The organism is Lactiplantibacillus garii (genome assembly GCF_003885105.1).
In the GTDB taxonomy this organism is placed as follows: domain Bacteria; phylum Bacillota; class Bacilli; order Lactobacillales; family Lactobacillaceae; genus Lactiplantibacillus; species Lactiplantibacillus garii.
On the sequence record NZ_QWZQ01000018.1, the window covers coordinates 1 to 14,965 of the forward strand.

11 protein-coding genes are annotated in these 14,965 nt (G+C 50.1%); 4 read left to right on the forward strand and 7 right to left on the reverse strand.

Annotation, left to right across the window (positions count from 1 at the left end; genetic code table 11):
• Positions 1–216: 216 nt before the first annotated feature.
• The 3 genes from D1831_RS06680 to nrdD all read right to left on the reverse strand — a co-directional run bounded on the left by D1831_RS06680 (position 217) and on the right by nrdD (position 3,748).
• Positions 217–816 (reverse strand): VIT1/CCC1 transporter family protein, encoded by a 600-nt coding sequence (locus D1831_RS06680; protein ID WP_125072159.1) that lies wholly within the window; start codon positions 814–816, stop codon positions 217–219.
• A gap of 195 nt (positions 817–1,011) precedes the next feature.
• The gene (gene nrdG / locus D1831_RS06685; protein ID WP_404819887.1) at positions 1,012–1,560 is read right to left on the reverse strand and encodes an anaerobic ribonucleoside-triphosphate reductase activating protein; all 549 of its coding nucleotides are present in this window, start codon (positions 1,558–1,560) and stop codon (positions 1,012–1,014) included.
• Positions 1,526–3,748 (reverse strand): anaerobic ribonucleoside-triphosphate reductase, encoded by a 2,223-nt coding sequence (gene nrdD / locus D1831_RS06690; protein WP_125072161.1) that lies wholly within the window; start codon positions 3,746–3,748, stop codon positions 1,526–1,528. Before nrdD ends, nrdG begins: the two co-directional genes overlap by 35 nt.
• A 474-nt stretch (positions 3,749–4,222) precedes the next feature.
• Here nrdD and D1831_RS06695 point away from each other — a divergent pair, with 474 nt between their 5' ends.
• Positions 4,223–4,699: a hypothetical protein gene (locus tag D1831_RS06695; protein ID WP_125072162.1), complete on the forward strand. Its 477-nt coding sequence runs from the start codon at positions 4,223–4,225 to the stop codon at positions 4,697–4,699.
• Between the two features lie 735 nt (positions 4,700–5,434).
• On the opposite strand, the gene D1831_RS06700 is transcribed toward D1831_RS06695, so the two are convergent.
• Entirely contained in the window at positions 5,435–7,450 is a 2,016-nt protein-coding gene (locus D1831_RS06700; protein WP_125072163.1) for a PTS glucose transporter subunit IIABC, read from the reverse strand.
• Positions 7,451–7,732: 282 nt separating this feature from the next.
• On the opposite strand from D1831_RS06700, the gene D1831_RS06705 reads away from it, so the two are divergent.
• A complete protein-coding gene (locus D1831_RS06705; protein WP_125072164.1) occupies positions 7,733–8,143 on the forward strand; it encodes a peptide deformylase in 411 nt (136 codons plus the stop codon).
• Positions 8,144–8,168: 25 nt separating this feature from the next.
• A complete protein-coding gene (locus D1831_RS06710) occupies positions 8,169–9,170 on the forward strand; it encodes an FAD:protein FMN transferase (protein ID WP_125072165.1) in 1,002 nt (333 codons plus the stop codon).
• A gap of 141 nt (positions 9,171–9,311) precedes the next feature.
• Here D1831_RS06710 and D1831_RS06715 read toward each other — a convergent pair whose 3' ends face one another.
• The 3 genes from D1831_RS06715 to D1831_RS06725 form a co-directional block, all read right to left on the reverse strand.
• On the reverse strand, positions 9,312–12,287 hold the full coding sequence (locus tag D1831_RS06715; protein ID WP_158610642.1) for a MucBP domain-containing protein: 2,976 nt from the start codon (positions 12,285–12,287) through the stop codon (positions 9,312–9,314).
• Between the two features lie 160 nt (positions 12,288–12,447).
• Complete coding sequence (locus D1831_RS06720) at positions 12,448–13,443, reverse strand: tRNA dihydrouridine synthase (RefSeq protein ID WP_125072167.1); 996 nt, start codon at positions 13,441–13,443, stop codon at positions 12,448–12,450.
• A gap of 151 nt (positions 13,444–13,594) precedes the next feature.
• A complete protein-coding gene (locus tag D1831_RS06725) occupies positions 13,595–13,789 on the reverse strand; it encodes a hypothetical protein (protein WP_125072168.1) in 195 nt (64 codons plus the stop codon).
• 214 nt (positions 13,790–14,003) lie between these two features.
• Between D1831_RS06725 and D1831_RS06730 the strand changes: the two genes are divergently transcribed.
• Entirely contained in the window at positions 14,004–14,900 is an 897-nt protein-coding gene (locus tag D1831_RS06730) for a LysR family transcriptional regulator (RefSeq protein WP_125072169.1), read from the forward strand.
• Positions 14,901–14,965: the final 65 nt, after the last annotated feature.

Here is a 14,965-nt window from a genome sequence, read left to right on the forward strand (position 1 = left end):
ACTTCTCTTTAATCGTATAGCGAGAACCTTTTTTGCCCATAGAAAAACTCCTCCTTAGGTAGGCAAGCTTTGATTATTTGCTTGTCTACCCAAAGAGGAGTATATCCTTTCTAACTTGTTCATCAGTTTTTTGTGTTTATTTTTTTAAACATTACGCCTACTCGATTATACCGACTTCACGCCCAGATTTCGAGGGGGGCACCCCATTTTTCGAAATTAAACTGCGCCACCCAGTAACGTCCCCATCACGTAAGTCACCGTTCCCGTTAAAATACCAATCATGATATTCCGCAAAATAACCTTGTAAACCGGGATGGCACCCCGTTGCGCACTCACCGTCGCGTTAAGCGTTAGGGCGATTGCCATGGCAACCAACGTATTGGTTAACCGCCAAGCTGGTGAGGACAAACTGATTGCCAGTAGCGGGATCAAGGCCCCCAAAATGAAGGAAATAAAGGACATGGCCGCCGCGTGCAGTGGACTTAAAAGGTCAATTTCTTCAATTTTAGTTTGGTACTCCGCGGATTGACGCGCTTCCGCGGTTACCTGGGCGTTCAGCCGGCTAAGTTGGACGTCCTTTTGGGCACTGACCGACACGTATTCACCGCCGGCCATGGAACAAGCACCGGCCAACATTCCCGAAATACCGCTAATAAACAACGTCTGATTACTTAAATTGGCCCCCACCGCACCCAGGACAATTCCGGAAACGGAAATAATGCCGTCGTTGGCGCCTAAAATTCCCGCGCGCAGAACGTTTAACCGGTCCCAAAAGTGGAAATAGCGGGTCTGAAATCGTTTAATAATCGTTAACATGGTGACTCGATCCTCTCTAAACCATTCTGATAAAAAACTGGGCCGGAGCCGTTGCTCCAACCCAGTTTTTTTGATGGTGTTTTTGCTTTTTAAAATCACTGTTCAATTCTCATGGTAGTTATCAATTAATTACTAGTGCAGCACTAATGAAAGCGCCACCGTACTGATTAATTTAATTATAACCGTTCTGCCGTTCTAACGCACTAACTTATCCCAAATAACGACTTTACCACTCGCTAAGGATTTGGGTACGTCAATGATCCGTTGGTTAGAACTGCCCCGAAATTGAAGTTTTAAATCCATTTTGTCTTGTAAGAAACGGCCGTCGACTAGGATGTCGATCAACGACAACATCTTTAGTTTATCCGCGGAATCCTTTTGCAGCTCGTCCCACGTATACCCCGACCACGACCAAATATCCTTAGTATGGCCAAACTCTTGGCGTACCCGTTCACAAATTCGAATTCCCACCTGGGTGTTCAAAAACGGTTCCCCACCAAGTAGCGTCAAGCCTTGAACGTAATTCTGACTCAAATCTTCAATGATCTGATCTTCGAGGTCCTGAGTATACGGTTGGCCGTAGTGGAAGTTCTGCGCCGCCACGTTATAACAGCCCGGACAGTGGAACGGACAGCCGCTCAGGTAAAGACTGCAGCGTACCCCCTCACCATCGACAAAGTTAAACGCCTTATAATCAGCAACGTACTGCTCACTTAACTCCTCTGCCAGCCATTCTTTGGGCATCGGATTGTTTGGTCCTTTCGTAGCGCGCGGCATTCTTAATCATCTCCGAAGACATATTTTTAGCACGGGACGCGATTTCCACGTGACGCCCGTGTACCATTGGTCGTTGTTGCGGGTTACCAAGGTAACCACACGTCCGCTTAACGACGTCGCAATATTTCGGGTCGTGGTTGCCGCATTCGGGGCACACGAACCCGCGGGCGGTCGCTTTGAACTCACCCTTAAACCCACACTTAAAGCACTGGTCGATCGCCGTGTTGGTCCCGAGGTAACCGACGTGATCGTAGGCCCAGTCCCAGACGGCTTCGAGGGCCTTCGGGTTCTGGGTCAAGTTCGGGTATTCACAGTAGTGGATGAAGCCACCCGAAGCGTACTGTGGGAACCGTTCTTCCAGCGTTAACTTGTCAAACGGGGTTGGGTGCTTCCGCACGTCGTAGTGGAAACTATTGGTGTAGTATTCCTTATCCGTAATGTCGGCAACCTTCCCAAATTTGGCAATGTCGTCACGGCAGAACGTATCGGTCAAAGATTCGGCCGGGGTTGAATATAAACTGTAGTGGTAACCACTTTCCTTAGCCCACTTGGCGCACTTGTCCCGTAAGGCTTTCACAACGTCCTCGGCAAAGGTCAGGGCGTGTTCGTCCGTTTCCCAGTTAGGGCCGAAGAACGTTGTGCAAACTTCGTAGATACCGATGTACCCGAGCGAGACCGTTGCCCGTTCATTTTTAAACAGGTCGTCAACGTTGCCGCCAGCCGGCAGGCGTTTGCCAAAGGCACCGTACATGTAAAGTAACGGCGCGTTTTCGGGCTTGGCCTGCTTAGTCCGCTCGATCCGGTATTCCAAGGCCTGGTGACAAGTGGCCATCCGTTCCTCAAAGATTTCCCAGAACAGCTTCTGGTCCCCGTGAGCGGATAAGGCGATCCGTGGTAAGTTAACGGTTACCACACCCAGGTTCATTCGGCCGGAGTTAACTTCCTTGCCATTTTCGTCTTTCCAACCTTGCAGGAAGGAACGGCAGCCCATTGGCGTCTTGAAGCTTCCCGTCAGTTCCTTGATTTTATCGTACATTAAAAGATCGGGGTACATCCGCTTGGTGGAACACTCAATGGCCAATTCCTTAATGTCGTAATTGGGATCATCGGGATTTAAGTTTAAGCCGCGTTTAATGGTAAAAATCAGCTTTGGGAAAATGGCCGTACGCCGTTCTTTACCAAGGCCCTTGATTCGAATCTTCAAAATGGCGCGCTGAATCTCACGTTCGATCCAACTCGTTCCCAGACCAAAGTTAACGGTCGTAAACGGCGTTTGCCCCTGTGACGAGTACAACGTGTTGATTTCGTATTCTAAGGCCTGCATGGCGTCGTAAATATCTTTTTTCGTCTTCGTTTTGGCGTAGGCTTCCCGTTGATCAGCCGCGACCCACTTTTCGGCGTCCTTCATGTGCTTTTGGAAGTTGATCTCCGCGTACGGCGCTAACAATTGGTCGACCCGGTTCGCTGAACAGCCCCCGTACTGCAATGAGGCCACGTTTGCGATAATCTGTGCCATTTGGGCAGTTGCCGTTTGAATGGACCGGGGGGACGCCACCTCGGCATTACCGATCTTATAACCGTTTTTGAACATACCGTCAAAGTCAATCAAGCAGCAGTTCGTTTCGGGGGTCACCGGTGAATAGTCCAGATCGTGCCAGTGGAGGTCACCGCGTAAGTGGGCCTTGGCCACAATATCTGGGAGCATTTTAAGCCCCAGCGCCCGACTAGCCGCCCCGGCTTCCAAGTCCCGTTGGGTGTTAAAAACGGTACTATCTTTATTGGCGTTTTCGTGGACCACGTCGGCGTCCCGGTTAAACAACTTTTCAATGCGGCCCTTAACATTGGTCGCCGCCGAGAAGCGTTCCTGTTCCGCGATAAAGTAGTCCTGGTACTTTTTAGCGGCGGTCGTTAACCCTAAGTCGTTAAAAATCGCAATCAGGGCCGGCCGTAATTCGCGCGTCTCCACCACATCAGCGTTTTGATAATGCGCGACCAGGGCTTCCTTCACGTCTTGCTGGTCCTGAACGTCATCTAATAATCGGGCTAAAACAAAGTTTAGTTTATAAGGATGAAATTTGGTTTGGGTTCCGCCCCGTTTAACGACGGGTAGGGCCCTTAATTGATCTAAAATATCGCTTGTCGGCGTTGTTAACATGCGTATCCCCACTTTTCAAATTTATGTATATTTAAGATAAGTTACCGCTACAATCAATTGTGTTGTTGGTTTTAGTAAGCACTATATATAGTAGCTCATTTTGTTAAAATTGCCCATTGGTCTTTTAGCGCCCTAATTTCAATTGTGTTGGGCAAACGTCCTTACTACCAACGTTATGGCATTGTTCGAATATTGGTAAATTATTTTTTAATACATTTTCAATATAAAAATAGAATTTTTAATCAATCTTGTTAACCATCTAGTTAGGGGCCCCACCACAAGTTTTCAACTTTTTTCAGTCCATTTTGGGGCAAAGTTTAATCGTGTGAAATTAATCGTTAAGCAACTCGCTAGTTATTCAACTAACTAATCTCCGTAAAAAAAGCGGGTCCTTCAGTTTAACTTAACCGGCTTATTCGCTATAATGAAAGTTATGTCTTTATTCGGGAATTAAGACGTTGGAGGAGGTTGTTTATGCAAAAATTATGGGGATTCGGGGCGGTCATTGGCTTGACCGGACTGCTAGTCGGCTGTCAACCAGCTACCAACCGTGCCACCCGCACGGTTCAATCGACTAACTCAACAATTACGGCGGTGCAACGGGTCAGCACCACGGATTTTGCCGGTCGCTGGGTCAGCCCAACTCCGGCAACCAGTTTATATTTGAACGCGCACCATCAAATGGCGTTATTTCGACAAAACCAGCACACGATTCGGGGCCGCTTCGCCATCAAAATGATCAACAATCAGGCCACCGTGACCGTCGTTGACCACCATCCCATCAAACTCGACTTGGATGGCGCCAACACGATGACCATGCGCCAAAACAACACGACGATTAAATTAACCAAGGATCCTAACTGGTCAGCGCAACGCAGTGACATTCCAGCCACTAACGCCGTTGCTCTAAAAAAATCAAGTCTCACCCCGGCATTTAAACCGAGTTACTAAGGAAATCTTGCACCAATAATTTGCGCTGATATTCTCTAAGTTAGTGGTTATCCTCGCCTCCCGCTCGGCGCTGATTGAGCTGGAGCGTGGTGGGCACGAGTTGAAGCCCACCGAAACCCGCGCCGGTCTCCAACCTCGGCCTTTGACATAACGGTCGAAAAAACCGACCGTAAGTCAAATTTCACCACTGAGCTCATCAGCGCTGTCGCTTCCGGCTTCAATTGGTCGTTGGCGCCACGTTGGTCACACGATTTTGGCGTTTTAACGGCAGTTCTATTCTTGACAACAACTTCTGAAATTTAGATTACGGAAGTTCCGTATCCAGCGAACAATATTACTTTGATAATTGGTCATTCAGTTTCATAACATCAATTTTTAAATTGGTGACTAATTAATAACAAGATATACCCTTTTTGCACGGCGCCAACGACTAGTTTAGCCGGGAGGGAATGGTGCGATGGGCTCAGCGGTGAAATTTCACTTGGTCGGGGTATTTTCCCGGCCTAGTGAAAGACTAGTCTTGAAGACAAACGGGCTGTGTTTGGCTTCAAGCTGTGTCCACCGCGATCCAGCCCAATCGCGGCCGACCGGACGGCGGAAATTATCAGCTAAACTAGAAAACATCAGCGCGATCCCCTAAAACAGCTAATAGGCAGCTCTAAGCAAAAACCAAGCCATGATTCCCAGTTAGGGGTCATGGCTTGGTTTTGGTTAAACGGAATAAATTATCGGTGATTACGATTCAGTTGGGGCCGAAGCCGGCGCTTTTTTGGTCACCATTTTGTCAGAAAAGCCTAGGAAGTAGACGGCAACGGTTGAAATGAGCAGCGTACCGTAATGGGAGATCAGGTAACTGTAAAAGTTGGACCCGATACCAACGTCCGGGGTAATGAAGGCCGGAAAACCAATTAGGGACCCGGATAACGCGTAATTGTTGACCCGCAGTAGGCCCGCTACGAGTCCCCCGAGCGCACCGGCGATGCTCCCCACAATGAAGACCCGTTTGTACTTTAAGTTGACCCCGTAAATGGCGGGTTCGGTCACCCCACAAAACGCGGAAACGGCTGCGGCTAAGGACAGTTCCTTCAACTTTTTGTTGCGTGTTTTTAAGAAAACCGCTAAGACCGCCCCACCCTGAGCGACCATCGTCACCGAAATGAGGGCGTTAAGGTAGCTGTGGCCGTTGGTGGCCAGGTCGTTGATGACGATGGGGATCAAACTCCAGTGTAGCCCAAAGATCACCATGGTCTGGTATAAGCCACCGATAACTAACCCGGAAAGTGCCGGACTAAAGTTATAAGTCGTAATAATAGCGTTCGCTAAGCCCTGACTAATTACGGTAATCAGGGGGCCCACCACGATCAAGACAACTAAGCCCAGGATCAGCGCTTCTAAAATGGGAACAAACACGCTGCGTAACGCGAGTGGAACTACCTTTTTGAGCCATTTTTCAACGTGGCTTCCAAGCCAGGCCGCTACGATAATGGGGAAAACCGACGCCGAATACGCCACAAGGTGGGTCGGTAATCCCAGGACCGTAATTTGTGCGGTGGCCGCTTTCCCCGCCGCCTGAATCAGGTTCGGGTAAACGAGGATGCCCCCAACAACCGCCAGTACGATTGGATTAGATCCCAGCTTCTTAGCCGCCGTAAAGCCTAAAATGATTGGCAAGAAGTAAAAGGTGGCGTCCCCCACCGCGTTTAACACCATGTAGGTTCCGCTGGTGGTACTCAACACCTTAAAACCAGTCAGCGCGGCCAGAATCCCCTTTAAGATCCCGGAACCCGCTAAGATCCCGATAACCGGTACCATTGACGCGGTCATCACACCAATCAGGCTACTAAACCCCTGTTTGACCTTGCCCCACGGCGTCGTGGGTTGGTCTTTTGCGGGGAGCGGTTGCGTCGTGGCCGCCCCGTCACCGGCGTACTGCGGACCTAGTTGGCCAATCACCGCGTCGTACACGTCGCTAACGGCCGGACCAATAACGACCTGGTACTGACCAGCCGCTTTAGTGACGTCGATTACACCGTCTAAGTTTTCAATTTTAGCCGTCTGCGCTTTGGCTTCATCCTTAAGGTAAAACCGTAACCGGGTAATGCAGTGGATCAGGTTATTCACGTTGACCGCACCACCAACGCCCTGAATAATATCGTGCGCTAATTGATCATACTGCCCGTCGCCAACCGCACTGGCTTCACTTGCCGGTGTGGCAGCGACGGCGATAGCGTCGTCCGTACTGACCACGTCGTCGGCCGAGCTAAGCGCAACTTCCGGGTTGGTTGCCACTGCGACCACGTCGTTAGCATTGACCGTGACCCCCGTAGCCTTCAGGAAAATTTGCAAGTGCAGGGCCTGCGTGTTGGTAATGACGGTAATGACCGTGGTTGCTTTTCCCGCCTTTTTCACGGCGGCTAGGTCCATTGTGACGATTGGCTGTCCCGCGATCACTTGGTCGTTCGCCTTCACCGCTAATTCGTACGGCGCGCCGGCGAGTTCCACCGTGTCGATACCCAAATGCAGTAAGACGTCCAAACCGCTGGCCGTGTGAATCCCCACGGCGTGCTTAGTCTCAGCAACCATGGTAATTTGACCACTCACCGGTGCGTGGATCGCACCGTCCGTCGGGTCAATGGCAAACCCCACCCCCATCAGTCCCTTTGAAAATACTGGGTCATCGATCGTTGTCAGTGCGTTCAACTGCCCCGCCACCGGCGCGCAGAGCGTTGCGTTTACTGCCCCTTTCGTCATCTTAGTCACCTTCCGTTACTTAATTAGTTCTTATTAATTAGCTTCCCATTTTGCACAATCCGTGGCGTAAAAACCAGCGCTGCGACTCAATTGTCAATTTAACTTAAGCTAACAAACGTCCCCACTAACTGAAAAAGAATCCACTTCGATTCTAACGAACCTTACGGACTTTAGATAACATTTTGAAACTTTTGGTATGCCACTTTACGAACCGGACTTGCGTATATCGGCCGGCGACTTCTATAATAAGGGCATTCACATAACCAGATACGGAGGAAAAAAATGATTAAACCAGTTGTCCACGATCCCGCCGCTTTACAGACTCCCGCCCAACCGGCTAGTCGCAGCGACCGTGCCGTCATTACCAACTTACTGGACACCCTCGCCGCCAACCAGGCAAACTGCGTGGGGATGGCCGCCAACATGATTGGGGTCAATAAACGGATCATCGTGGTTCAAATGGGGCCGCTCGCCATCCCGATGATCAACCCCCAAATCATAAAAAAATCGGGGCCTTACCAAACGAGCGAAGGCTGTCTGTCTTTAACCGGTGAGCGACCAACGACCCGCTATAAACAAATTACGGTCAAGTTTGACAATCAGAATTTTGCTCCCCAGCAACAAACGTTTAACGACTTCATCGCCCAAATCATTCAACACGAAGTTGATCACTGTGACGGAATCTTAATATAATTTTCCCCAGATTGGACTGATTTTTATGACTACCCCAGATAAGAAGCAACCGGAAACGGTAGCTAACTTGGCTACCCAGCGCCGCCACGTCGCGCACCACGCCTTAGGAACCGACATTGACCTAACCCTCTTCGGCAGCGACCGCTCGGACTATTTGACACAAGCCTGCGCCTTAATCGACCAGTACGAAGACCGCTTAACGGTCAACCGTGCCCGATCCGAAGTGATGGCCGTTAACCAGGCTGCCGGTCAGCACCCGGTACAAGTTAGCGCGGCCACCTACACCCTGATCAAGCGGGCGGTTCAACTGAGTCAGCAGCATTTTGGCTTTAACGCCCTAATCGGTCCGCTAGTTCAGCTTTGGCGCATTGGTTTTTCCAACGCCCACGTTCCCAGCGATCCGGAAATTCAGCAACGCCTGGCCTTAGTAGATCCGCAGCGGGTCGTCTGCAACGACCGCGACTTTAGTGTTTTTCTGGAAGTAGCGGGCATGCAACTCGACCTCGGCGGCATTGCTAAGGGTTACATTGCCGACCGTATTCAGGATTACTGGGAAGCGTTCGGTCAGCGTGCCGGTATGATCAACCTCGGGGGCAACTTACTGATGGTTGGCGATTCTCCGCTTCACACCGACGGTAAGTGGCGGGTCGGTATCCAAGACCCGCTTACACCACGGGGCAACGCAATTGCCAGTGTCACCATCGGCCCCTGTTCCGCGGTTACTAGTGGTATCTACGAACGCCACCTGGAATTTAACGGTAAATCTTACCACCACATTTTGGATTCTAAAACTGGTTATCCCCGTCAAAACGACCTGGAAAGTGTCACCATTTTTTCCAAGGCTTCCATTGATGGTGAGATTGAAACGACCCGGCTCTTTTTTGCCGGGGGACCCCTTTCCGATTGGGGGAAGGATCGCCCCGATTTATACGGTGCCATCTTTGTAAACAAGCAACGGCAGCTGACCGTAGTGGGCTTACCACCTACCAGCGTTAAACTGCTGAATCCCAGCTTTACCATTCTATAGCGCAAAAAAGACGTTGAACTGTGCAAGGTTCAACGTCTTTTTAAATGAAAGTAAAGTTGGTAGTGGTTCATACGCAGCGGTCACTGCGGCTGTGCAGGGCCTTGACGACCGTTGCGGACATTCTATTTTTAAAGTGAAGGGTTACTGCTTTTTACGCATCCAAACTAGCCCGGCGGTCAGGCCCGCTAACACCAGCCCCAAACGTTGTAACCACGAACCGGTGTGTTCGTCAGTTTGGGGTAGTTCCGGCGTCACGTCCGCAGGCGTCGTAGCTGGTTTTGACGCTGGCGCGGCGGGTGCTTCAACTACCGTCACGTCCTGAGCCGGTTTCGTCATCGGCTGGTCCTGTACGGGGAGTGTCGGAACCTGAACGTCCGGTCGGTGACTTGGCCGACTAGTTGGTTTGGTGGTCGGTTGAGTCCCCGGTCGTTGCGTAGTCGTTGCTCCGGGAGCTGGTTGGGCACCCGTTTGCGGCTTGGTTGGGGCCGGCTGAGGTTGCGGCTTCGACGTTGGCTTTTCTCCGTTTGAACCGGGCGCCGGGGTCGGGTTCGGTTGACCCGGTTGCGGCGTACTAGGACCTGGTTGACTTGGTCCCGGCTTAGGGTCCGTCGGGTTCGGTTTCCCTGGCTCAGATGGACCCGGTTGACTCGGTTCGCTCGGATCCGGCTTACCTGGTTCACTTGGACCTGGTTGACCCGGTTGACTTGGTTCACTCGGTTCACTCGGATCAGGTTCACCAGGTTCGCTTGGACCTGGCTTGCCTGGGCCTGGTTGACCTGGTTGGCCTGGTTCACTTGGTTCTGGCTTGCCCGGTTCACTCGGATCCGGCTTGCCTGGTTCGCTGGGACCGTTCGGATCAGGATCCGGTTCGCCCGGCGTCGCTAGGTCCTCGTCCTTTTCGTAAACGAAGGTCACTTCCAGTTCACCATCAGTAAACTGACCAGTTTCCTGGCCCTGGGTCGACGCGAAGTGCCAACCCTTGATGGGTTTCGGTTCAACGGCGTAGTCCGTTCCGACTTTACCCGTAACCGTTTCACTGACTTCCAGTTCGTTACCGTCCGTGTCAACGTAGTGCGTGGTGACCTTACCGACTTTTTTCTTATAGTTCAGCGTAATTTCAGTATCTTCCGTCCCAAATTGGCCGGTCAGTTGGCCGTTTTCAACGGTCAACGTTTGATCACCTTGTTGGGCGGAAACGAAGTCGTAACCCGGCATGGTGGGGATAGTAATGGTCCAATCGCTACCTTCCGTTCCCTTCGCCCCGGTATCCGGGAAGTTTTCTAAATCCTGACCATCTTCATCCTTGGCGTGAACGGTCACTTTTTGCTTGGTCGTTTCCATAACAAACGTGACGGAATTTAACTGGTCACTGGCCGTCCAGTTCACGTCGCCCTTAACTTCCTTAACACTCAGCCCCTTTTGTTTTAAAGCAGCTAATGCGGCGGCTACCTGAGCGTTTTGTGTCAGGTCCTGCGTATTACCCAGTTTGTCATGTAAGTTCAGCTGTTGGGAAATCTGGTTACCGGCCTCGTCCACAAAGTTAACGACCGCGTTGCCGTAGCTATCGTCTAAAATGTACGGTACCACGATCTTACCGTCAAACGGGTAACCCGTGACGGAGCCTAACAGTCCCGGCGTATCCCATTCCATGACCATCATGCCCTTGGCGCCCAGGTTGGTCCATTCGATCGTGTAGTCGTCAATGTTATGACCCTCGGCGGTTGCCTTTTCACTTGGTTTAACGCCCACCCGCTTGCCGTCTAATCCGACAATGTAAGACGTCGTAACGTACTTGCCCGTCACGGGATCTAAGTGCAAGTAGACTCCCGGCATGTACACGATTTGATTACCGATTGGCGACGGTGTTTGTGCGTGTTGGATAACGTCCGGCACCGGGCTAACGTCGGTAATGTAATTTCCGGAAATACTGAATAGCCAGAGCTTATTCATGTCCTTGATCAAACTAACGTCGGTCACGGACGTGAATTGTAAGGTGAATTCGGTTAATTGATTCATACCCTTCAGCGCGCTGATGTCCCACAGTTTACTCCGAAGTTCCTTCATCGGGTAACCAGCGTCTAAAAACGCGTCTAGGGAAATCGTCATACTAAAACGACCAATGTTTTTAGCGTATTGTAAGCCTTCCAAGCTTTCAATGGCCAGACTGGCCTTTAAATAGTCCAAGTCTTCGATTTGATAACTGGTATTGACGAAGAAGTCTTCCATGTCCGCCATCATCTGCTTCGTAATTTGACTTGCTTCGGTAATTTTATAACCCGCTTTTTGTAAGTTATATAAAACGATGTACTGCATGTTTTTGTCGGGCATCCAAACGTTGATGTCTTCGTCTTCGGCCACAATTTCGCGGGCCCGTTCGTTAATCACCGGCTGCGCTGGCGTTTGCGGAAAACTGACTGGCGCAGTTTCTGGCAAAACAATGGTTGTGTCTGGCATGGTTGCCATTTGGTCCGTGGCCGCTAAGGATGCTGCGGATTCCACTTCAGCATCGGCACTTGCTGCTGGGGATGCACTGACTGGTGTTTGCGAACCATCAACCGCCGCCTGACTGAATGCTGATTGGTCATTAGCACTCGCCTGATTATCAGCTGCACTCGTTGGCTGTTCCGCGGTCACGGTTTGATCCGCTGGCGCTTTGACCCCGGCTGCGTCGCTGGCCGGTTGACTAGTTTGGCTGGCTTCACTCGTCGTATTAGTTGTATCAGCGGGCTTCTGCGCTTCAGAACTTGGCGCGGTTGACGCTTCCGCCTGGTGCGTATCGTCAGTACTTGCGGAACTAGTGTCGTGCGCGTGGTCCGCATCCGCCACATTGGTTGCGGCCTGTGAATCATTTTTCACCGGACTAATTGCGTCACTCGACGAATCGGAACCGGTTTCATTATTGGTTGAATTTATTTCAGTCGTTGGCGTGGCACTCGTAGCCGTTGCCGATTCTAAACTGGGTACATCAGTCTGAGTGGTTACGCTACTTTCCGTTGCGGGGGTCGCGGCGTGAACCTCAAGCTGATTATAGAATCCAAGCGTAGAAATGGTAATGCCAGCGGCAATCCATATTTTTCCACGCTTGTACATTTTGTAATGAACTTTTTCAGAATTCATAAAGGGGTGACTCCTTTCGGTATAACATGCACTAAAATATTTTTGACTCCTCGGAGTATACGGGAATTTAATTAATTCGTAAAGCATTAAAATTAACTAAAAAACCACTCAAAACGGTTTTTCTCCGTTATTTGAGTGGCTCACTTTTTATTCTTAAGGGCTATAAATCCCGTTCTAACCGGTCTATAATGCTGCGAACATCATCGGTTGTCTTGGTTTGCATTAATTCGTTACGTATTTCGGCGGCGTGGCGCATCCCCCGGACGTAAATTTTAAAGAATCGCTGTAACGGCGCAAAGTGGCCCTGCAAACCCAAGCCGACAAATTGGTCGTACAGATCGACTTGATACCGCAACAATTCCAGTAATTCCCGGGTTGAATGGGGCCGCGGTTGTTTTTCAAAAGCAAACGGGTTTTGGAAAATTCCCCGGCCAATCATGATGCCGTCAACCCCGGGATGCTGTTTAGCTAACTGAACACCCGCCTGATAATCCAAAATATCACCGTTGATTTGGAGCAACGTGTCCGGAGCTAAAGTATCGCGCATTTGCACGAGGTTATCGATCAACTCGTAATGGGCGGGCACCCGACTCATTTCCATTTTTGTTCGGACGTGGACGGTCAGCACCGGGACGTGTTGCTTCAGCAAAAATGGAATCCAGGTCTCATATTCACTAACTTCGTCAAATCCCAACCGGGTTTTAACACTGACCGGGAGTCCCGCCTGCCGGGCCCCTTCAATAACTTCTTGGGCCCGGTCAAAGTGGCGAATCAGGTCGCTCCCACTATGATTTTTAATGACGGCCATGTCTGGACAGCCCATATTGATGTCAATGGCTTGATAACCCTGACTAGCCACTTCTTTAGCCGCTTTCACGAAGTCTTCTCCGGAGTTGCCCCACAACTGGACGATGGGCCGGGGTTGTTCACTCGGATCAACATAGAGCCGCCCCTTAGTCGTAAACTTGGCCTTCGGGTGGGTAATACTCAGTGCGTTTGTAAATTCAGTATAAAAGACGTCCGGTGCCGCGGCCCGCATCACGACCCGCCGAAAAACGGAACCGGTCACGGCCTCCATTGGCGCCAAACTAAAAAACGGTCGCTGTTCTTGGCGTGCTTGTTCCGCAATTCGTTGCCAATAAGCCGACTGCGTCATAATTATCCATTCCCTTCAAAGTTGTTCTCGATTAATACAATAAAACCATCATAGCCATGTTGGGGCCGTTTGTGCAAATAATTAGTTTAATGACAAAAAATAACGGGGCGTGATGCCGCCCCGTTACCGTATCAATTGCAAAACCATTATATTAATTAAATAAAACCAAGGCCCACATTAATAGCAAAACCATTAGTAGGACGTTTAAAAATTCCATCCGTAAATCGGTTAACTTCAGTGAGCTGAATGAAATGCCGGCGCCGGCATCCATATATCTAAAGAAGACCCCACTAAGTAAAATACCAACCGTTAAGACAACTAAAAACAAAACTCCCGTCATCATCATCACAAACTCAACTCCTCATCCGGTATAATTTCGACCCATTTCTGAGCCACACTTATTGTGGACCAGCCCCCCAATCCAGGCAAGCTTTTTCGACCGAAAAGCCGGGCTTCTTAGCGTTTTTTTATTAACAAAATAATGCTCAAATTGGGCACAAATTTCTCACCGTGTTAGAATAGAATTTAATTTCAAACGAACGGACGAAGGGGTAACCAACATGACCATTAACGACCTCCAAGCGTTTATCATGGTGTACGAATTACGGCACATTTCAAACGCTGCCGTTGAACTGCACCTTTCCCAATCCGAATTGTCTAAGCGCATGCGGGCACTGGAAACGGAACTAAACGTTAAACTACTGGACACTTATAATAAACGCCGCTTAAAAATCACACCGGCGGGCGAAACGTTCTACCACCACGCCCAAACCATCATTACCGATTATGAAGCCATGCTTCACGACTTGGCTCCCAACCGACCAACCACTTTTAAGAAGTTGACGGTGGGATCCATTCCGGTCTCCGGGCAGTATAACATCGCCAAAAAGATTGCTGAATTTGACGCCGCCCACCCCGAGGTCGCCTTTAAATTAATTGAAGCGGAGGGCGACCAGGTCATTGACCAATTACTGGCAGGTCAGCTACAGGCCGCCATTATTCGCGATACCCAGACCCACCAGTTACAGCCAACCGAATTTCTGAAACAACCCCTGCTCAGTGACGAATTAATGATTATTTTACCGGTAGACCACCCCTTAGCGAACCAATTGACGATTCGCATTCAGGACCTCGCCCAGCAGAAAATCGCCACTTTACCACCGGGTTCCGGGGTTTACGAACCCATCAACGGCTTATTTGCTCGTCAGGGATTAACCCCACAATTTTTCTTTGAAAGTACCCACATTGAAACGTTACTCGGTATGCTGGGCCAAACGAACGTCACCTTTCTGTTCAAACAATCGGTCCTGCCCTTTATGAACGACCAGTTCGTGATGCGGTCGTTAGCAATTCCGTTTATCAGCCAACTCAACTTTGTTTATCCGCAACGCAGCGGTAACCAGTTACTGACCGACCTAATCGACTTTTTAACGGTCCGTGCCCAAGTGAACAACTAAAAGTCGTTTAGTTGGTGAACACTAACGTGAAACCCGTTTCGACACCATTGTCACGAAAACGTCAA

Coding starts and splice junctions, on each gene's coding strand:
- D1831_RS06725 (WP_125072168.1), bottom strand. CDS start 13,789: ATGATGATGACGGGAGTTTTGTTTTTAGTTGTCTTAACGGTTGGTATT.
- D1831_RS06715 (WP_158610642.1), bottom strand. CDS start 12,287: ATGAATTCTGAAAAAGTTCATTACAAAATGTACAAGCGTGGAAAAATA.
- D1831_RS06700 (WP_125072163.1), bottom strand. CDS start 7,450: ATGACGAAAGGGGCAGTAAACGCAACGCTCTGCGCGCCGGTGGCGGGG.
- D1831_RS06695 (WP_125072162.1), top strand. CDS start 4,223: ATGCAAAAATTATGGGGATTCGGGGCGGTCATTGGCTTGACCGGACTG.
- D1831_RS06720 (WP_125072167.1), bottom strand. CDS start 13,443: ATGACGCAGTCGGCTTATTGGCAACGAATTGCGGAACAAGCACGCCAA.
- D1831_RS06680 (WP_125072159.1), bottom strand. CDS start 816: ATGTTAACGATTATTAAACGATTTCAGACCCGCTATTTCCACTTTTGG.
- D1831_RS06710 (WP_125072165.1), top strand. CDS start 8,169: ATGACTACCCCAGATAAGAAGCAACCGGAAACGGTAGCTAACTTGGCT.
- D1831_RS06730 (WP_125072169.1), top strand. CDS start 14,004: ATGACCATTAACGACCTCCAAGCGTTTATCATGGTGTACGAATTACGG.
- nrdD (WP_125072161.1), bottom strand. CDS start 3,748: ATGTTAACAACGCCGACAAGCGATATTTTAGATCAATTAAGGGCCCTA.
- D1831_RS06705 (WP_125072164.1), top strand. CDS start 7,733: ATGATTAAACCAGTTGTCCACGATCCCGCCGCTTTACAGACTCCCGCC.
- nrdG (WP_404819887.1), bottom strand. CDS start 1,560: ATGCCCAAAGAATGGCTGGCAGAGGAGTTAAGTGAGCAGTACGTTGCT.